The sequence below is a fragment of the Paenibacillus tianmuensis genome (assembly GCF_900100345.1).
Lineage (GTDB): Bacteria > Bacillota > Bacilli > Paenibacillales > NBRC-103111 > Paenibacillus_G > Paenibacillus_G tianmuensis.
In genome coordinates, this window is sequence record NZ_FMTT01000037.1 from 17557 (window position 1) to 33317 (window position 15761).

18 protein-coding genes are annotated in these 15761 nt (G+C 55.5%); 11 read left to right on the forward strand and 7 right to left on the reverse strand.

Going from position 1 to position 15761, the window contains the following annotated elements:
* Positions 1-25: 25 nt before the first annotated feature.
* Both BLO51_RS20565 and BLO51_RS29350 read left to right on the forward strand, forming a co-directional pair.
* Complete coding sequence (locus BLO51_RS20565) at positions 26-1456, forward strand: S-layer homology domain-containing protein (RefSeq protein WP_167670269.1); 1431 nt, start codon at positions 26-28, stop codon at positions 1454-1456.
* Positions 1457-1552: 96 nt separating this feature from the next.
* The gene (locus BLO51_RS29350; protein WP_167670270.1) at positions 1553-1729 is read left to right on the forward strand and encodes a hypothetical protein; all 177 of its coding nucleotides are present in this window, start codon (positions 1553-1555) and stop codon (positions 1727-1729) included.
* Positions 1730-1822: 93 nt separating this feature from the next.
* Here BLO51_RS29350 and BLO51_RS20570 read toward each other — a convergent pair whose 3' ends face one another.
* Positions 1823-2272: a DUF2621 domain-containing protein gene (locus BLO51_RS20570; protein ID WP_174551286.1), complete on the reverse strand. Its 450-nt coding sequence runs from the start codon at positions 2270-2272 to the stop codon at positions 1823-1825.
* A gap of 145 nt (positions 2273-2417) precedes the next feature.
* Here BLO51_RS20570 and BLO51_RS20575 point away from each other — a divergent pair, with 145 nt between their 5' ends.
* On the forward strand, positions 2418-3545 hold the full coding sequence (locus tag BLO51_RS20575; protein WP_090674821.1) for a deoxyribonuclease IV: 1128 nt from the start codon (positions 2418-2420) through the stop codon (positions 3543-3545).
* Positions 3546-3589: 44 nt separating this feature from the next.
* Entirely contained in the window at positions 3590-4483 is an 894-nt protein-coding gene (gene purU / locus BLO51_RS20580) for a formyltetrahydrofolate deformylase (RefSeq protein WP_090674823.1), read from the forward strand.
* A 242-nt stretch (positions 4484-4725) separates the two neighbouring features.
* Here the strand turns inward: purU and BLO51_RS30885 are convergent, their stop codons facing one another.
* Positions 4726-4860 (reverse strand): hypothetical protein, encoded by a 135-nt coding sequence (locus BLO51_RS30885; protein WP_281180406.1) that lies wholly within the window; start codon positions 4858-4860, stop codon positions 4726-4728.
* Between the two features lie 308 nt (positions 4861-5168).
* Between BLO51_RS30885 and tkt the strand changes: the two genes are divergently transcribed.
* Positions 5169-7172, forward strand: a complete 2004-nt coding sequence (gene tkt, locus BLO51_RS20585) for a transketolase (RefSeq protein WP_090674825.1) — start codon at positions 5169-5171, stop codon at positions 7170-7172.
* 99 nt (positions 7173-7271) lie between these two features.
* The gene (gene ppnP, locus BLO51_RS20590; protein ID WP_025849509.1) at positions 7272-7589 is read left to right on the forward strand and encodes a pyrimidine/purine nucleoside phosphorylase; all 318 of its coding nucleotides are present in this window, start codon (positions 7272-7274) and stop codon (positions 7587-7589) included.
* 76 nt (positions 7590-7665) lie between these two features.
* Here the strand turns inward: ppnP and BLO51_RS20595 are convergent, their stop codons facing one another.
* The gene (locus BLO51_RS20595) at positions 7666-8937 is read right to left on the reverse strand and encodes an NAD(P)-binding domain-containing protein (RefSeq protein ID WP_245719752.1); all 1272 of its coding nucleotides are present in this window, start codon (positions 8935-8937) and stop codon (positions 7666-7668) included.
* A gap of 203 nt (positions 8938-9140) precedes the next feature.
* Between BLO51_RS20595 and BLO51_RS20600 the strand changes: the two genes are divergently transcribed.
* From BLO51_RS20600 to BLO51_RS20610, 3 genes are all read left to right on the forward strand, one after another.
* The gene (locus BLO51_RS20600) at positions 9141-10496 is read left to right on the forward strand and encodes a glucose-6-phosphate isomerase (RefSeq protein ID WP_090674829.1); all 1356 of its coding nucleotides are present in this window, start codon (positions 9141-9143) and stop codon (positions 10494-10496) included.
* Between the two features lie 117 nt (positions 10497-10613).
* Positions 10614-11252, forward strand: a complete 639-nt coding sequence (locus tag BLO51_RS20605) for a YigZ family protein (protein ID WP_090674831.1) — start codon at positions 10614-10616, stop codon at positions 11250-11252.
* Positions 11253-11305: 53 nt separating this feature from the next.
* Complete coding sequence (locus BLO51_RS20610; protein ID WP_090674833.1) at positions 11306-11911, forward strand: TetR/AcrR family transcriptional regulator; 606 nt, start codon at positions 11306-11308, stop codon at positions 11909-11911.
* 52 nt (positions 11912-11963) lie between these two features.
* Here the strand turns inward: BLO51_RS20610 and BLO51_RS20615 are convergent, their stop codons facing one another.
* On the reverse strand, positions 11964-12365 hold the full coding sequence (locus BLO51_RS20615) for a secondary thiamine-phosphate synthase enzyme YjbQ (protein ID WP_090674834.1): 402 nt from the start codon (positions 12363-12365) through the stop codon (positions 11964-11966).
* A gap of 126 nt (positions 12366-12491) precedes the next feature.
* On the opposite strand from BLO51_RS20615, the gene BLO51_RS20620 reads away from it, so the two are divergent.
* Entirely contained in the window at positions 12492-12716 is a 225-nt protein-coding gene (locus tag BLO51_RS20620) for a DUF1128 domain-containing protein (RefSeq protein ID WP_090674836.1), read from the forward strand.
* A 163-nt stretch (positions 12717-12879) separates the two neighbouring features.
* Positions 12880-13164: a 50S ribosomal protein L33 gene (locus BLO51_RS20625; RefSeq protein WP_090674838.1), complete on the forward strand. Its 285-nt coding sequence runs from the start codon at positions 12880-12882 to the stop codon at positions 13162-13164.
* 90 nt (positions 13165-13254) lie between these two features.
* On the opposite strand, the gene cydS is transcribed toward BLO51_RS20625, so the two are convergent.
* The 3 genes from cydS to BLO51_RS20635 are packed head-to-tail and all read right to left on the reverse strand — an operon-like array spanning position 13255 to position 15728.
* The gene (cydS, locus tag BLO51_RS31260; RefSeq protein ID WP_425415821.1) at positions 13255-13359 is read right to left on the reverse strand and encodes a cytochrome bd oxidase small subunit CydS family protein; all 105 of its coding nucleotides are present in this window, start codon (positions 13357-13359) and stop codon (positions 13255-13257) included.
* Positions 13360-13365: 6 nt separating this feature from the next.
* Positions 13366-14385 (reverse strand): cytochrome d ubiquinol oxidase subunit II, encoded by a 1020-nt coding sequence (locus BLO51_RS20630; protein ID WP_090674840.1) that lies wholly within the window; start codon positions 14383-14385, stop codon positions 13366-13368.
* Positions 14382-15728, reverse strand: a complete 1347-nt coding sequence (locus BLO51_RS20635; RefSeq protein ID WP_090674841.1) for a cytochrome ubiquinol oxidase subunit I — start codon at positions 15726-15728, stop codon at positions 14382-14384. Before BLO51_RS20635 ends, BLO51_RS20630 begins: the two co-directional genes overlap by 4 nt.
* Between the last annotated feature and the right edge of the window lie 33 nt (positions 15729-15761).

Consider the following 15761-nt stretch of genomic DNA (forward strand, 5'->3'; position numbering starts at 1 on the left):
AAGGAAAGAGATGGGAGGTTTCGCAATGAACAAGAACTATTCTTCATGGTACCGCAAGCTTGCAGTTCTGCTGTCGTTGTCCGTGCTGTTGTCGTTGTGGCCTAGACCCGCAGCGGCTGAAATTAATGTGTTTCCGGATGTCGATGCGAAGCAGTATGCCTGGGCCGTCGAGTCGATCCGACTCATGGCGAAAAAGCAAGTGCTGACTGGGTATCCCGACGGCAACTTCCGTCCGAACAAGACGATCAGCAAGGCGGAGTGGTCGGCTATGGTGTATCGGCTGTTTGATAAGTATCGTCCGAACACGCTGGCCACCGGGATACAAAAAATTACTTATTTTACCGACGTACCCGAATTGCATTGGGCGCATAAGCCCATAACGGAGATTTACAACGCCTCGTTCAAAATCGGGGGGTACGGGCTGAGCCGGGACGGAAATTTGGCTTTTCGCCCCGATATGCAGCTGACCCGTCTGCAGCTTGCCCAGTTGTTGTATGCGTATTTCGACAATCGTTTAATGGAAAAGCGTTTTAGCGACAATGACGTATGCTCGGTCGTATCGGAATTGAAAGACGTTCCGGTCAAAATGTTCAAAACGGAAGCGGAATATCAAGTCGCCCAAGCGGACGGACGGTACGTCGAAGACGGCTTGATGGACGTGGAAAGCAACGATGTGTTTGTCACCCTCATTCTCGGCAACAACACCGGGGATTGCAAGCTGGGAGGGGACGAGCTGTCCAACGTGCAGGCCAAAGCGCTGGCAAGCCTCAAAGCAAGCGGCATTATGACGCCGAACGATATGGGATATTTCCGTCCGAAAGACTACGTGACCCGCGCCGAAGCGGTAACGATTCTGGACCGTGCGTACACGTATCTGAAAAGAAACGGCTGGCTCTGGGACTATACGACGGTGGATTTAACGCTTCCTTTCAATCCAGTCGGGACAGGGACGAATTCGGGCGGCACCAGCGGTTCGAACGGGTCTTCCGGCAGCGGCAGCAGCAGCTTCAATAACAACCCGAACAGCAATACGATCACGCCTCCGAATGGCGGCTATTCGCAGGACGGCTCGGTTAATTGGTCGGATAAATCGATCGTTCGAGTCATCGACTATTTTGACGACAAGGGCGTAATTGTGAAAGATCTGCAGCAGAAGGGCGAAATCGAAGCTGCCGTGCAGCCAAAAGGGTCCAAATATTTGACCATTACATTGAACTCTGACGAGAAGGTCGATATGTACGTGATCATTGACGGCCGCGTCGGCTTCGTCAAGCAGGAGGAATTTCCACTAACGCTTGAAGTCAGGGGCGTGACGACGGTCGGTCTCCGCTCGCAGCTGCGCAATCCGGATAAGAACAAGCGGACCAACGATCTGACGACGCTGTCGGTGCAATTGTCGGACGTGGAGCCGAGCAAGAAGAAGGAGAAGACCAAATCGACTTCTCCGAAATCTTAGAATAAGCCGGATGTTTCCTAGGCCGGGATAAAGGATCGCCGCAAGGATCATACTAAACGGTGTCTTCCCGACAAAACGGACAACCGGAGGTTTTCCATGGCATCCAGCAGAGGACATCAAGGCGCGCACGGCATAGGTCAAGCGGAGGAGCAGCTCGCGGGCCAGGCGGCCGCGGCGGCCGCCATCCAAGGGCAGAGCGAGACGGATCAAGACGTACTCGAAGCTGCGCGCCAAGATCAGAACGAGCAGGAAAAGGTTCTCGACGAGCCCTGATCCTGATGTACGACAACGAAGCCCGGACGAACAGGTCCGGGCTTCGTTATGTTTGCGCCCCTAAAGCAGAGGAAGCAAGTATGAATAGGCAATTTATTGAAGCAAATGCTTGAACGGGCTGTAGTCGATCTGCTTTTTGTCTAAATACGAGGTCAGACTGCGGTAATCGCGCTTGGGCGTTGCCAAGATATACCCCTCGATGCAATGCTCCCGCGTGACCGCGTCGGCCTTCGCTTCCAGCGCTACTTGACCGATCCGGGCGGCGATGGAATGCTTCGCGATGTCGCGGAACGGAGTAGGCACGGGCTCGACCAGCATGTCGAGGAACGTTTTGGAGTCTTCCGTCCACAGGTGGCGGGACGATTCGACGAAATGATTTTGCCAGTCCAGCTTCGATTTGCCGTCCTCCCGGGGAAGCACCTTGAAAAATTTGCGGAACATAAAGTAGCCGCCCACCGACATCATGAACAGCAGCACGAATACCCAGAAAATAATAAACCACATAAACCCCTCAGGCGGGGCATCGTTCATCGCATACCACATGAAACGTTCACCTCCCTTCCATTATACCTCACTTTCCGCTGGAGGAAAACGGAACCTGCAAGAGATTATTTCCTATTCTAGATTTCTTGTCCCGATCCTAGTAAAATAGATGAAAGTGAGATGAACAAAGGAGTGATTCCCGGTCATGGTCAGAATCGGATCGCACGTTTCGTTTTCGGATAAAGGGCTGCTGAATGCGGCCAACGAAGCCGTTTCTTACGGCTCCGGAACGTTTATGATTTATACGGGGGCGCCGCAGAATACGCGCCGCAAACCGATCGAAAATCAATATATCGAAGAAGGCAAAGCCGTGATGGAGCAGCATGGCATCGGAGAGATTATCGTCCATGCTCCGTATATTACCAATCTGGGCTCCTACAAGGAAGATACGTACGAGCTGGCGGTCCGCTTCCTGCAGGAGGAAATCCGCCGTACGGATTATCTCGGCGTGAAGCAGATCGTGCTTCATCCCGGGGCTTATACGGACAAGGATGCCGAGTACGGGCTGGCGCGCATCGCGCAAGGATTGAACGAAGTGCTGAGTGGCGTGAAGGATACGAACGTGAACATCGCGCTGGAGACGATGGCAGGCAAAGGCACGGAGATGGGCCGCAGCTTCGAGGAGCTGGCCACCATCATCGAAAAGGTGGAAGACAACGGCAAGCTGACCGTCTGCCTCGATACGTGCCACGTGAACGATGCGGGCTACGATATCGTAAACGATCTGGACGGCGTGCTGGAGCAGTTCGACCGTACGGTCGGATTGGACCGTCTGGCCGTCGTGCATCTGAACGACAGCAAAAACCCGAAAGGCGCGAGCAAAGACCGTCATGCTCCCGTCGGCGCCGGTTGGATCGGCTTCCGAGCGATGCATAACGTCGTTCACCATGAGAAGCTGAAGCATCTGCCGTTCATTCTGGAGACACCGTGGATTGGCAAGGAAGACAGCTCGCAGCGGCCGATGTACGAAGCGGAAATCGCGCTGCTCGGCGGTACGGTCAAAACGCGTTTCGGCGACGGGTTCCTGTCGGATGTCGAGCGTCTGGCCCATTTCTTCACGAAGCAGGATATCGATCAGAGAGCGTACGTGCTGCAAACCTGGGAGGTGCTCAAGACGGACGCCAAGGCGAAAAAGGCGGACGGCCGCGAGCCGATGGAACGCTTGTACGATCTGATCGTCGCAGATAACGTGTTCCCTGAGCTGAGCGAGGAACAAATCAACCACCGCCTGACCGCGTGGTTTGCGGGCGAGCATTTGTTCGCTACGGTATAAGAAGAGACATTCTATGTTTTGACAACGAAGGAGATTAACAACGCATGGTTTCGAATGTTACTTCCAAATCGAAAAGCACGAATTTGACGAATCGGGCGCGGATGCTCGTGTCTTGCCCGGACCGCCCCGGTATCGTGGCCGCGGTATCGCGCTTCCTGTACGAGCACGGCGCCAACATCGTGCAGTCCGATCAATATACGATGGACCCGGAGGGCGGGTTATTCTTCATTCGAATCGAATTCGATCTGGCCAATCTGGATGAGCGCCGCGAGCAGTTGAAGGCCGATTTTGCCGTGGTCGCCGCCGAATTCAACATGAAGTGGAGCATCACCCGGGCAAGCCGTAAGAAGCGTCTGGCGATTTTCGTCTCCAAGGAAGATCACTGTCTTCTGGAGCTGCTGTGGCACTGGCAGTCGGGCGACCTGGATGCCGATATTGCAATGGTCATCAGCAACCACGACGATATGCGCGGGCTGGTGGAGTCGCTCGGCATTCCATACCATCATATTCCGGTTACGCCCGATACGAAAACGGAGGCGGAGAAGCGGCAGCTTGAACTGGTTAGCGGTCAAGTGGACGTCGTCATTTTGGCCCGCTACATGCAGATTATTTCGCCGAAATTTATCGAGGACTTTCCGAACAAAATCATCAATATTCATCACTCGTTCCTTCCGGCCTTCGTGGGAGGCAAGCCGTATGCGCAGGCGTACAACCGCGGCGTGAAAATTATCGGCGCCACTGCGCATTACGTCACGGAGGAGCTGGACGGCGGACCGATTATCGAGCAGGACGTCCAGCGTGTAAGCCACCGCGACAATGTGGAGGATTTGAAGCGGATCGGCCGCCATATCGAGCGCACGGTACTGGCGCGCGCCGTCAACTGGCACATCGAGGACCGGGTCATCGTGCATCAGAACAAAACGGTTGTGTTCAGTTAATATCATCATGTGTACGGAGCGAAGAGCCATACCTTCCGGATAGGGGGGCGGAGGCCTTCGCTTTTTTTATGGCCCGATGGCGGGCGGGAAGCAGGATACGGTGCAGAGGAGCGATAAGGATGAACGGTTTGATCGAAGTCTCCAATGAAACGGGATTCCGTGGAAACGCGAAAAAACCGGAATGCCGATAGCGCATTTCCGGTTTTTTCGCGTAGGTCCGCCCGCTGTGGGCATAACCGTATTTATTTGAACCGGCGCACATAAAACAGCTGAACGACCGGATACAGCACCAGGCAAAAGCATAGAGCGAGGAACAGCGGAAGGTTGCCGAAATCGTCCTTGCGGACAAATACGATCCGGTCGGCGATCCAAAACACGAACAAAGCCAGCGTTAAAATGTGATAGCTGATTTTGGCGCTGAAGTGTGAAACGTCTTGTGGTTGTACAGGTTCGTAAGCGTGTCCAGGAAACGAGATTGTAAAAGCATGTTCACGGGTTGGATATGGTAAACTGAAACGGAGAGTGGTACAATAAAGCAAGCACTCCAAGCGAGCAAGTAGTAATGCAAACGTTAACAACCCTTTTGTTTACTGGGTCACGTGAAGCCCGGCGCTTTCGCGCGAAGGCGGACCAGAGCTTTACCACACTGCTGATCAAAAGAAGATCGATAATTAGGAGGATCACAATGACGGTATCTAACAAGACGATCGAACAACTCTCCGTGGACACGATCCGCACGCTTTCCATCGACGCGATTGAAAAAGCCAAGTCCGGCCACCCTGGGATGCCGATGGGAGCGGCGCCGATGGGCTATGAGCTCTTCGCGAAGCTGATGAGGCACAACCCGGATCAGCCGACGTGGATCAACCGCGACCGTTTCGTGCTGTCTGCGGGACATGGTTCGATGCTGCTGTACAGCCTGCTCCACCTCTCCGGCTACGACCTGCCGATGGAAGAGCTGAAGCAGTTCCGCCAATGGGGCAGCCTGACGCCGGGACATCCGGAAGTGGGCCATACGCCGGGCGTCGACGCGACGACAGGGCCGCTCGGTCAAGGCCTAGGCATGGCGGTGGGGATGGCGATGGCGGAAGCGCATCTTGCAGCCGTTTACAATCGTGAACAATACCGTGTCATCGATCACTATACATATGCCATTTGCGGCGACGGCGACCTGATGGAAGGCATCTCGTCGGAGTCCGCTTCGCTTGCCGGCCATTTGAAGCTCGGCAAGTTAATCGTGCTGTACGATTCGAACGATATTTCGCTGGACGGCGAGCTGAATCTGTCGTTCTCCGAGAATGTCGCCCAGCGCTTTGAAGGCTACGGCTGGCAGGTGCTGCGCGTCGAGGACGGCAACGATCTGGAGGCGATCCACAAAGCGGTGCTGGAGGCGCAGGCGGATTACCGTCCGACGCTGATCGAAGTGAAGACGGTCATCGGCTACGGCAGCCCGAACAAGGCGGGCAAAGGCGGTCACGTAGGCTCGCACGGTTCCCCGCTCGGCGTGGACGAAGTCGCGCTGACCAAGAAAGCGTACGGCTGGGACGAAGCGCAGCACTTCCATGTGCCGGACGAAGTGCGCCAGCATTTCGCCGACGTGAAAAGCAAGGGAGTTCAAGCGTGCGACGTTTGGAAGCTATTGGTTGCCGACTATGCCAAGGCGCACCCGGAGTTGGCGAAGCAGTTCCAAGCAGCCGAAAGCGGCGAACTGCCGGCAGGCTGGGATAAGGACATTCCGTCCGACGTTTCGGCGGACAAGGGTACCCGTACAGCTTCAGGCACGGTGCTGAATGCGATTGCCAAAAACGTACCGTGGCTCGTCGGCGGCTCCGCTGACCTGGAGTCTTCGACCATGACGCACATGAAGGATCTCGGCGTGCTGACGACTAAAGATTACAGCGGCCGCAACATCTACTTCGGCGTGCGCGAGTTCGGGATGGGCTCGGCTACAAACGGCATGCTGCTGCACGGCGGCGTGAAAGTGTTCTGCGGAACGTTCTTCGTCTTCTCCGACTACTTGCGTCCGGCGATCCGTCTGGCGTCGATCATGAACGTGCCAGCGATCTACGTATTCACGCATGACAGCATCGGCGTCGGCGAAGACGGCCCGACCCACGAGCCGATCGAGCAGCTTGCCGCGCTGCGCGTCATTCCGGGCGTGACGGTTCTTCGTCCGGCGGACGGTCCGGAAACGGCAGCCGCTTGGCGCTATGCCGTTGAGAACAAAAAAGGCCCTGTCGCCTTGATCTTCTCCCGGCAAGCGGCTCCGACGCTGGAAGGCACGGCGAACGGCGCTGTCGATCGCGGCGCGTATGTCTTGTCCGACGCAGCCAATGGCAAACCGCAGGCGCAAATTATCGCAACGGGGACGGAAGTACAGCTTGCGGTGGGCGCGCAAAAGCAGCTGGCGGAGGAAGGCATCGCGGTTCGCGTGATCAGCATGCCGAGCTGGGAGCTGTTCGACAAGCAGCCGCAGGAGTACAAGGATTCCGTCATTTTGCCTGAGGTGAAAGCGCGTCTGGCGGTCGAAATGGGTCATTCGTTCGGCTGGGCGCGCTACGTTGGCGAGCAAGGCGACGTGCTCGGTATCGACAAATTCGGTGCATCCGCTCCGGGTCCGGTTGTCATCCGCGAATACGGCTTTACGGTGGACAATGTGGTAGCTCGCGTGAAGGCTTTGTTGAAATAAGAATTGGGCGTTGAACAATAGACGACGAACGACAGCGGGCGGTGGCGGATGAACGCACCGTCTGCGGTTAGTTCAGATGAGAAAGAGGGAAATCGGTCCATGTCGCAATTCGAGAACGTCACCGCAGTGAAGAAAGCCAACATTTATTTCGACGGCAAAGTGACCAGCCGCACGGTGATTTTTGCGGACGGAACGAAAAAAACGCTCGGCATTATGCTGCCCGGCGAGTATGAGTTCGGCACGGACACGAAGGAAATTATGGAGATTCAAGCGGGGGAGCTGAAGGTGCTGCTGCCCGGTGCCAGCGAATGGCTGGAAATTAACGGAACAGGCGAATTTACGGTGCCGGCAGGCGCCAAGTTCAAGCTGGACGTCCGCACGGTGACGGACTACTGCTGCTCTTACATTAGCGAATAACGAAAAGCAAACCCCGCACGCCCGATCCGGTATTACGTACCGGATAGGCCGATGCGGGGTTTTTGCAAATACGGAATCAGGCTTGCGAAGCTTGCTCTTCCGAGCGGACGCGGATGTATTCCTCCAGCTTGAGCCGCACGTACGGCGGCAGTCCCGACAGCATGCAGCCGTAGCGGAACAGCCCGTTGTCCGGATCGATGCGGATGATGCGCGCCGTGATCGGCGGCAGGTCCGCTTCCTTCGGAAAGTGAAGCACGATGAACATATCGCGGGCGAGCGGGAACGACGAGACGATGCGGATGCCGCTCTCCGACAGGTCGACCAGCGAGCCTTCGATCAGCTGCCCGGAGAAGGAGCCTTCCTGCTCCCATTGGTAGACGGATAAATGCAGCTTGATGTCGAGCCGAATGCGCGCGTTGCGGCGGCGTTCGGTCGTGACTTCGGGAGACTTGCCCCGGCTTCTGACCTGCATGTGCATCCAGTCCTCATAGCATTGGATGACTGAGCACAAATCGTTTTCTCCGAGGCCTTTGGCAAGGCCCATCTGGAACAGGCCCGTAGCGGTGCGGAGCATCGGCGAAGGCATCTGGAACCCGTCGGCCACGTCACCGGCGAGCAGCAAGTCTTTCAGCATGAGCTTGGTCGAGAACTGGTTGCTGAAATCGCGGCTTACGATTTTAGAGCCTTTCAGCTCGGCTTGTCTGCTGTTCGCGCCGCCGGCAAGGACGATGCTCAGGAAGCTTTCCGGATCGAGACCGGCTTTGGTCACCATGGACAAGCCCTCCATCAGCCCGAGCACATTGATGCCGACCATCGTATTATGCGCAAGCTTCGCATAGGAGCCGGAGCCGCTTGGCCCCATGTAGACGATTTTGCTGCCCATCGCTTCGAAGACGTCGCGCTGCGCGTCCAGCGTTTCTTCCTGCCCGCCGACCATGAAGACGAGCGTGCCGTTTTCGGCCGCAGGCTTGCTGCCCGTTACCGGCGCGTCCAGGAAATCGACCAGATGCGAGGCCAACTCGTCGTAAATTTTGCGGCTCGTCGCGGGGGAGACCGTGCTGCAATCGATCACGGCTTGTCCGGGACGCAGGCTGTGAGCCAGTCCGTTCTCGCCGAACAAGCTGTCCAGAACGACCTGATCGTTGCTCAGCATGGTGACGATGACGTCCGCTTCTTTCGCGGCTTCGGCGGGGCTTGCCGCCTGTGCGGCGCCGAGGGCGACAAGCTCCTGCGCTTTGTCCGCCGTCCGGTTGTAAACGTTCACGCGAAAACCTTTTTGGATCAAATTGGCAGCCATAGGTTTGCCCATGGTACCCAGTCCGATAAACCCGACCGTTTTCATGTTCATCCATCACCTCTCGCCTGTATTTTAACATTTTGCTAGTAAGCTGTGAATTGTTCTCTTGCGTTTCGGTTAGAAAGTAAAGTATTCTATACACTATAGGAATTTAATGTGTTACCGTACGACCAAAGCTTCGATTCGAAGCAAGGACAAGTCTTGCCCGCATGTCACAGAGAAAAAAACGAACCGGACGGGAGGATGTATTTGGAATGGGAGCTAAACTTCGTTTTGATTACAGCAAGGCTTTTGGTTTCATTCAGCAGCACGAGGTGGATTACTTGGCGGGTGCCGTAGCCGCCGCGCACAATCAATTGCACGACAAAACCGGCGCCGGGAACGATTATCTCGGTTGGATCGATCTCCCGGTCAATTACGATAAAGAAGAATTCGCCCGCATCCAGCAGGCGGCCAAGCGCATTCAATCGAATTCCGACGCGCTTGTCGTCATCGGCATCGGGGGCTCCTATCTGGGGGCCAGAGCGGCGATCGAGATGCTGTCCCACAGCTTCTACAATCTGCTGCCGAAGGACAAGCGCAAGACGCCGGAAATCTACTTCGTCGGCCAGAACATCAGCTCCACTTACGTGACGCATCTGCTGCAGCTGCTTGAAGGCAAGGACATTTCCGTCAACGTGATCTCCAAATCCGGCACGACGACGGAGCCTGCCATCGCTTTCCGGATTTTCCGCGAGCTGCTTGAGCGGAAGTACGGTAAAGAAGGGGCGCGCGAACGCATCTATGCGACGACGGATCAGGCGAAGGGCGCGCTGAAAAAGCTGGCGACCGAGGAACGCTACGAAACGTTCGTCATCCCGGACGATGTGGGCGGCCGCTACTCTGTGTTGACCGCCGTCGGCCTGCTGCCGATCGCCACGGCTGGCGTGGACATCGAAGCGATGATGCAGGGCGCCGCGGACGCGCGTGAGACTTACTCCAATCCGAACCTGAAGGAGAACGAAGCCTACCAGTACGCTGCGGTTCGCAATGCACTGTACCGTAAGGGTAAAACGACGGAAATTCTCGTCAACTACGAGCCGGCGCTGCACTACGTCTCCGAATGGTGGAAGCAGCTGTACGGCGAGAGTGAAGGCAAGGACAACAAAGGCATTTACCCGTCTTCGGTCGATTTTTCCACGGACCTGCATTCCATGGGTCAATTCGTTCAGGAAGGCTCGCGCAACTTGTTCGAGACCGTTATCCAAGTCGAGCAGGTGTCGGAGCATATCGCCATCGGCACCGATCCGCAAGATCTGGACGGCTTGAACTTCCTGAGCGGACAAACGATGGATTTCGTCAATAAAAAGGCGTTCGAGGGCACCATGCTTGCGCATACGGACGGCGGAGTGCCGAACCTGATCGTCACGCTGCCCGATCTGTCACCTTATACATTCGGTTACATGGTTTATTTCTTTGAAAAAGCCTGCGGCATCAGCGGTTACCTGCTGGGCGTGAACCCGTTCGATCAACCGGGCGTGGAGGCATATAAGAAAAACATGTTCGCACTGCTCGGCAAACCGGGCTACGAGAAAGAAAAGGCTGCGCTCGAGGCCAGATTGTCGAAGTAACTCGCAGCGCGCGGAAAAAGCGGTTCATCCCCCGGGATGGCTGCTTTTTTTGCAGGCATCCCGGCCGCCGGATGTTCCAGAGGCTACGGCCTGATAAGGAGGCGCCAGGAAACGTCCATGTTAACGCGGTACAGAACGGTTAAGCGATTCGGCTCGGCGGAGATCGTCATTAAGAAATCCCGGTTTATCGGGTTTGCGAAGCCCGTTGAGACCGAGGAAGAAGCCGTTGCTTTCATCGAAAGCATGAAGAAGGAGCATTGGTCCGCCACGCATAACTGCTCGGCTTACATGATCGGAGAACGCGACGAAATTCAGAAAGCGTCCGACGACGGGGAGCCGAGCGGGACGGCGGGGAAGCCGATCCTCGAAGTGATTAAAAATCAAGGCCTGAAAAACGTCGTCGTCGTCGTGACCCGTTATTTCGGGGGCATTATGTTAGGGGCGGGCGGCTTGATTCGCGCCTACACCGACGGGGCGGTCACCGGGCTTGCCGCGGCGGAGCAAGTGTACAAGGTGCTTCACCGGGAAGTGCTGGTGGAGGTCGATTATACGTGGCTTGGCAAGGTTGAGAACGAGCTGCGGAACCGCGGTATGATGATGGGCGAGACCGTTTTCACCGATAAGGTGACGCTGAGCTGCCTGCCTTTCGTTGAGGAAGCGGATACATTTGCCGCGTGGATGACGGACTTGACTCAGGGTCAAGGGACGATCATCCATGGAGAAGAACGTTACGTAGAGCATGCCGAGCTTCCGTGAAGCGGAAGCCGGCGGCTTTTAGTATAAATCACGCATAGAAATGAGGGAGGCACTTGGCAAGAAAAGCAGTTGCACAAGAACTAAGTCGGACGCGCATTTTGGAAGAAGCGCGGCAGCTTTTTATCGAACAGGGTTATCATGCTTTAACCATGCGAAGCATCGCAAAGTCGATGGGTTATAGCCACGGAGCATTGTATTACCACTTCAGCGAAAAAGCGGAGCTGTTCTATGCGCTGGTCAACGAGGATTTCAAAATGCTGCTGGAGCGCCAAAAAGACATGCTGAACCGGTCCCGTCTCGGGGATATCGGACAGCTGGAGAAGCTGATGCTGGAGTTCATCCGCTTCGGGCTCGACAATCCGCATCATTACGAGATTATGTTCATGATCAAAGACCCGGAGCTGCTGCGGTACTCCCGGGAAGAGCAATCGCAATGCCTTGATCTGTTTGCCGCGGTCGTCCGGTCCGTCGTCTCCCGTCAGCCGGGGAACGAGAAGAAAATGCACAGCTTGCCCTGGAGCTTGTTTATGTCCATACACGGCTTCATCTCGTATAACATTCATTACAACCAAGCGTACCAAGATGTTCGAAAGCTGGCAGAACAGCACGTCAAATATTTGTGCGAAGGACTTCAGGATAAGACGTTACCGAATCGGTAAATTTTTTTCAGCCTAATGCTTCATTACACTAATGCGTTATCGCTTCCTCGCTTTATCCACGAATGAATATTACAAGGCAAGAGCGTTCGCGGGGCCCGTCAAATTCGCAGAAATAAATGCCTTGCCAGCGGCCCAGTACCAATCGCGAGCTGGCCACAAGCACGGTTTGGGAGGAGCCCGTCGTTATCGCCTTCAGATGCGAGGCGGTGTTCCCCTCGGCATGACGGTACTTCGGATGCGTCCAAGGGTATACTTCATCAAGCCGCATTAGCACGTCGTGACGGACATCGGGGTCCGCATTTTCTTGAATGGTGATGCCGGCCGTCGTATGGGGACAGTAGATGACGGCAAGTCCCTCTTCCAGTTGTTCCTGCTTCAGCAGATCGTGAATCAGACGGGTAATTTCGATCATTTCGTCGCGCTGCTTCGTATGTAGATGAAGCGTGTGAATCATGACAAAACCTCCTTCGGTTTTTGTTCGGGGATGCAGGTCAGTCACCATTATATTGCACCGGGCGTCCCCCTACAAAACATGGTACAATGGAAGGGAGAACGAAAGGCGCACGAAAGGGTGACCCTGATGAATTTAACGACGAACACGTTTGAAAACACGGAATTTATGATTGAAGAAATTAAGAAAAAGCTGCGGATGGCTTCCGGCGCCGCGCTGAAGGCTACCCAGCTCAATGACGAGCAGTACGAAGAGCTGCGCGACATTTATGAGATGGTTGCCGGGAAGAATCAATTCAGCATCAGCGAAATCGAAGCGATTACAACGGAGCTTGGCCGTCTGCGCCGAGGCTGACCGGAGCGGTGGCACTTGCAAATGCAGGACAGGACGAAGGCACATCTTGTTTGGACGGCGGGGCATTTATACAAGCAGCCCCGGTGTCCATTCCGTACTATATAGCGTTATACCCAATCTATTAGGGCCACGGCCCGACGCTACTATTCGGAGGTGTGCGCATATGCCAAAAGCAGTCAGCAAGCAGGATGTCGCCAAGCTGGTAGGCAAGCAGATTTATGCGGTCAAGAAAGACGGAACGATTGTAGAGGGCAAGTTGCTGCGCGTGAATGGTAACAAATTGCTGGTTTCCACCCGTAATGGCAAGCAGGTGAAAACGTCAGCGATCCTTCCACTCGTTCTGTTCGATTTGCTCGCTATTGGAACTTCCCCATTCGCTTTCGGCGGCTTCAGCCCGTTCGGCTTTGGCGGCTTCAGCCCGTTTGGGTTTGGTGGAGGTTTCTTTTAAGACGTCCGCAGAAGATGCGCGGTCCATGTGAAAAATCCCGTTCTGTGCGGTTATCCGCTGCAGGACGGGATTTTTGACTTGGTCCGGGAGCTACTTAAACCCTTTGTCTTGAGATTTGCCGCTCCAGATGAACATGAACGCAAGCGAGGCCGCCACAATAAGGGGCGGGAGGTACATCATCATGAAATGCTCCATGAAACTTCATCCTTTCTTCTGGCCTTGAACATAGCCGGCATCGAACAGGAACAGCCGCAACAGCAGCCACATGGACGGGATCAGCACGAGCAAGCCGGCGATAAAAGCGATGACGAGCGTAAGAGCCATCGTTTCGTTCGTGAACCCGCCGTAGATGTTAATGTACGGGTATAACACATAAGGCAGATGCGCTGCTCCATACCCGTAGAAGGCGAAGGCAAATTGCAGTATGACGAGGACGAACGCCCATCCGTAATTTCGGCGCTTCCAGATGAAATAGACGGCAATCAGGAAACACAGGAAGGAAGCAGCAAACATCCAGTACAGGTCGAGCATGTTCTCGAAATGCCGTGGATTTTGGGCTCTGATGCCGAGGAACACCAGAAAGCTCGACAGGATGGTCGGGCCGCTCCAGAGCAGGGCATAGCCGCGCACAACCTCCAGCGCGTTCCCGTCTCTTGCTTTCGCCGCGTAGTATGTCAGGAACATCGCGGAGATGTACAGCACACTGACGATGGCCAGCAGTACGACGCTCCACGAATAGGGACTTGCGAGCAGCTTGGGCCATAGAAACAGTACTTCGCCGCCGCGCTCTTCGATAAAGCCGCCTTCCGAGATGGTCAGCACCGTCGAGAGCGAAGCGGGGATCAGCAGCCCCGTCGCTCCGTACAAGAGCATGTACCCGCGGTTTTCTTTGCTGCCGTAGGTGCTGAATGCATAATACGAGCCGCGCAGGGCGAGCAGAATGACCGCCACGCTGCCCGGGATCAGCAGCGCCGTGCCGTAGTAGTAGGCCGTGTGCGGGAAGAAGCCGACAATTCCGACGACGAAGAAGATCAGGAAAACGTTCGTTACTTCCCACACCGGGGACAGGTAACGTTGAATGATCTTATGAATTTTATTTTGTTGCCTAGTGATGAGGCTGTAGTAGCTGAAAAATCCGGCGCCGAAATCGATGGAGGCGACGATGAGATAGCCATACAGAAACGTCCACAGGACGGTAATACCGAGCAGCTCGTAGCTCATAAACGGCGGCCTCCTTTCTCGATACCGAGCGTGATCATTTCCTCAAAGACGTCATGCTTGCGGAACAGCTTGCCAAGCACGCGTACGACCGTGAAGCCGAGCAGCAGATAGAGGAAACAGAACAAGATGAGTATCATATCGACATGGTCCGACGTGGTGGCTGCATCGGATACTTTCATGAAGCCGCGCAGGATCCAAGGCTGCCGCCCCAGCTCCGCGAAAAACCAGCCGACCTCGATGGTCAGCATCGCGAGCGGGCCCGCGACGACAATCATGCGCAGCAGCCAGCGCGGCGCTTCCGACGTTCGGCTGAGTCGGCGCCGGAACAAGTAAAGGAGGCCGACGAGCACCAGAAACATGCCACTGGCGATTTTGAAATTGAACAGGTAGTGAATCACAAGCGGCGGCCATTCATCCTTTGGAAATTCATTCAGGCCGATCACTTTGCCCGCCGGATCGTTGTGCGCGAGCACGCTGAGCATATACGGAATGGAGATGCCGTATATGACTTCATTATTTTCGTCCAAAGCCCCACCGAGAATAAGCGGCGCATGAGTCTCGGTCTCGAAATGCCATTCGGCCGCAGCAAGCTTCTCCGGCTGATACTTGGCCAGAAACTTGCCGGACAAGTCACCGATGGCTGCGGTACTGATTGCAAACACGAACGCGGTTGTCATCGTCAGCTTCAGCGCTTTTTTGTGATAGACGTGATCTTTGCCGCGCAGCAGCTCCCAGGCGGCGATAGTGGCAAGAATCAAGGCGCTTGTCGTGTAAGACGAAGCGAGCACGTGAGATACTTTCGTCGGCGTCGCCGGGTTGAACATGGCAACCAGCGGCTGCAGGTTCTTGATGACGCCATTCTCCAAGGTAAATCCGCGCGGCGTATTCATAAACGCGTTAAGCGTCGTGATGAAGAAGGCGGAAGCGGACGACCCGATCACGATCGGGATCATCAGCAGCAGGTGGGTCGTCTTCTTTTTGAACCGGTCCCACGTATATAGGTAGATACCAAGGAAAATCGCCTCGACAAAGAAGGCGAACGTCTCCAGAAATAGCGGCAGCGCAATCGCCTGCCCGGCGATCTTCATAAAGCTCGGCCACAGCAGACTGAGCTGGAGGCCGATAGCGGTTCCCGTGACGACGCCTACGGCGACCGTGATGACGAAGCCGCGCGTCCAGCGGCGGGCCAGCAGCAAGTAGTGCGGATCGTTCGTTCGGATGCCGCGCCATTCGGCAAGCGCGATCATGACCGGAACGCCGACGCCGATCGTAGCGAAGATGATGTGGAACGACAATGTCAACTCGGTAAGCATTCGGCTGAAAAGCACCGGATCGTATTGCATATGAAGCTCATCTCCTTCAGGCGTAGCCGGATT

What these genes read in the sequence shown, in the direction of transcription:
- BLO51_RS20635 (WP_090674841.1), bottom strand. Translation starts at nt 15,728, where the DNA reads ATGCAATACGATCCGGTGCTTTTCAGCCGAATGCTTACCGAGTTGACA.
- BLO51_RS20565 (WP_167670269.1), top strand. Translation starts at nt 26, where the DNA reads ATGAACAAGAACTATTCTTCATGGTACCGCAAGCTTGCAGTTCTGCTG.
- BLO51_RS20605 (WP_090674831.1), top strand. Translation starts at nt 10,614, where the DNA reads ATGTTAACGCGGTACAGAACGGTTAAGCGATTCGGCTCGGCGGAGATC.
- BLO51_RS20615 (WP_090674834.1), bottom strand. Translation starts at nt 12,365, where the DNA reads ATGATTCACACGCTTCATCTACATACGAAGCAGCGCGACGAAATGATC.
- cydS (WP_425415821.1), bottom strand. Translation starts at nt 13,359, where the DNA reads ATGGAGCATTTCATGATGATGTACCTCCCGCCCCTTATTGTGGCGGCC.
- BLO51_RS20575 (WP_090674821.1), top strand. Translation starts at nt 2,418, where the DNA reads ATGGTCAGAATCGGATCGCACGTTTCGTTTTCGGATAAAGGGCTGCTG.
- tkt (WP_090674825.1), top strand. Translation starts at nt 5,169, where the DNA reads ATGACGGTATCTAACAAGACGATCGAACAACTCTCCGTGGACACGATC.
- ppnP (WP_025849509.1), top strand. Translation starts at nt 7,272, where the DNA reads ATGTCGCAATTCGAGAACGTCACCGCAGTGAAGAAAGCCAACATTTAT.
- BLO51_RS20595 (WP_245719752.1), bottom strand. Translation starts at nt 8,937, where the DNA reads ATGAACATGAAAACGGTCGGGTTTATCGGACTGGGTACCATGGGCAAA.
- BLO51_RS20570 (WP_174551286.1), bottom strand. Translation starts at nt 2,272, where the DNA reads ATGTGGTATGCGATGAACGATGCCCCGCCTGAGGGGTTTATGTGGTTT.
- BLO51_RS20625 (WP_090674838.1), top strand. Translation starts at nt 12,880, where the DNA reads ATGCCAAAAGCAGTCAGCAAGCAGGATGTCGCCAAGCTGGTAGGCAAG.
- BLO51_RS20600 (WP_090674829.1), top strand. Translation starts at nt 9,141, where the DNA reads ATGGGAGCTAAACTTCGTTTTGATTACAGCAAGGCTTTTGGTTTCATT.
- BLO51_RS20630 (WP_090674840.1), bottom strand. Translation starts at nt 14,385, where the DNA reads ATGAGCTACGAGCTGCTCGGTATTACCGTCCTGTGGACGTTTCTGTAT.
- purU (WP_090674823.1), top strand. Translation starts at nt 3,590, where the DNA reads ATGGTTTCGAATGTTACTTCCAAATCGAAAAGCACGAATTTGACGAAT.
- BLO51_RS29350 (WP_167670270.1), top strand. Translation starts at nt 1,553, where the DNA reads ATGGCATCCAGCAGAGGACATCAAGGCGCGCACGGCATAGGTCAAGCG.
- BLO51_RS20620 (WP_090674836.1), top strand. Translation starts at nt 12,492, where the DNA reads ATGAATTTAACGACGAACACGTTTGAAAACACGGAATTTATGATTGAA.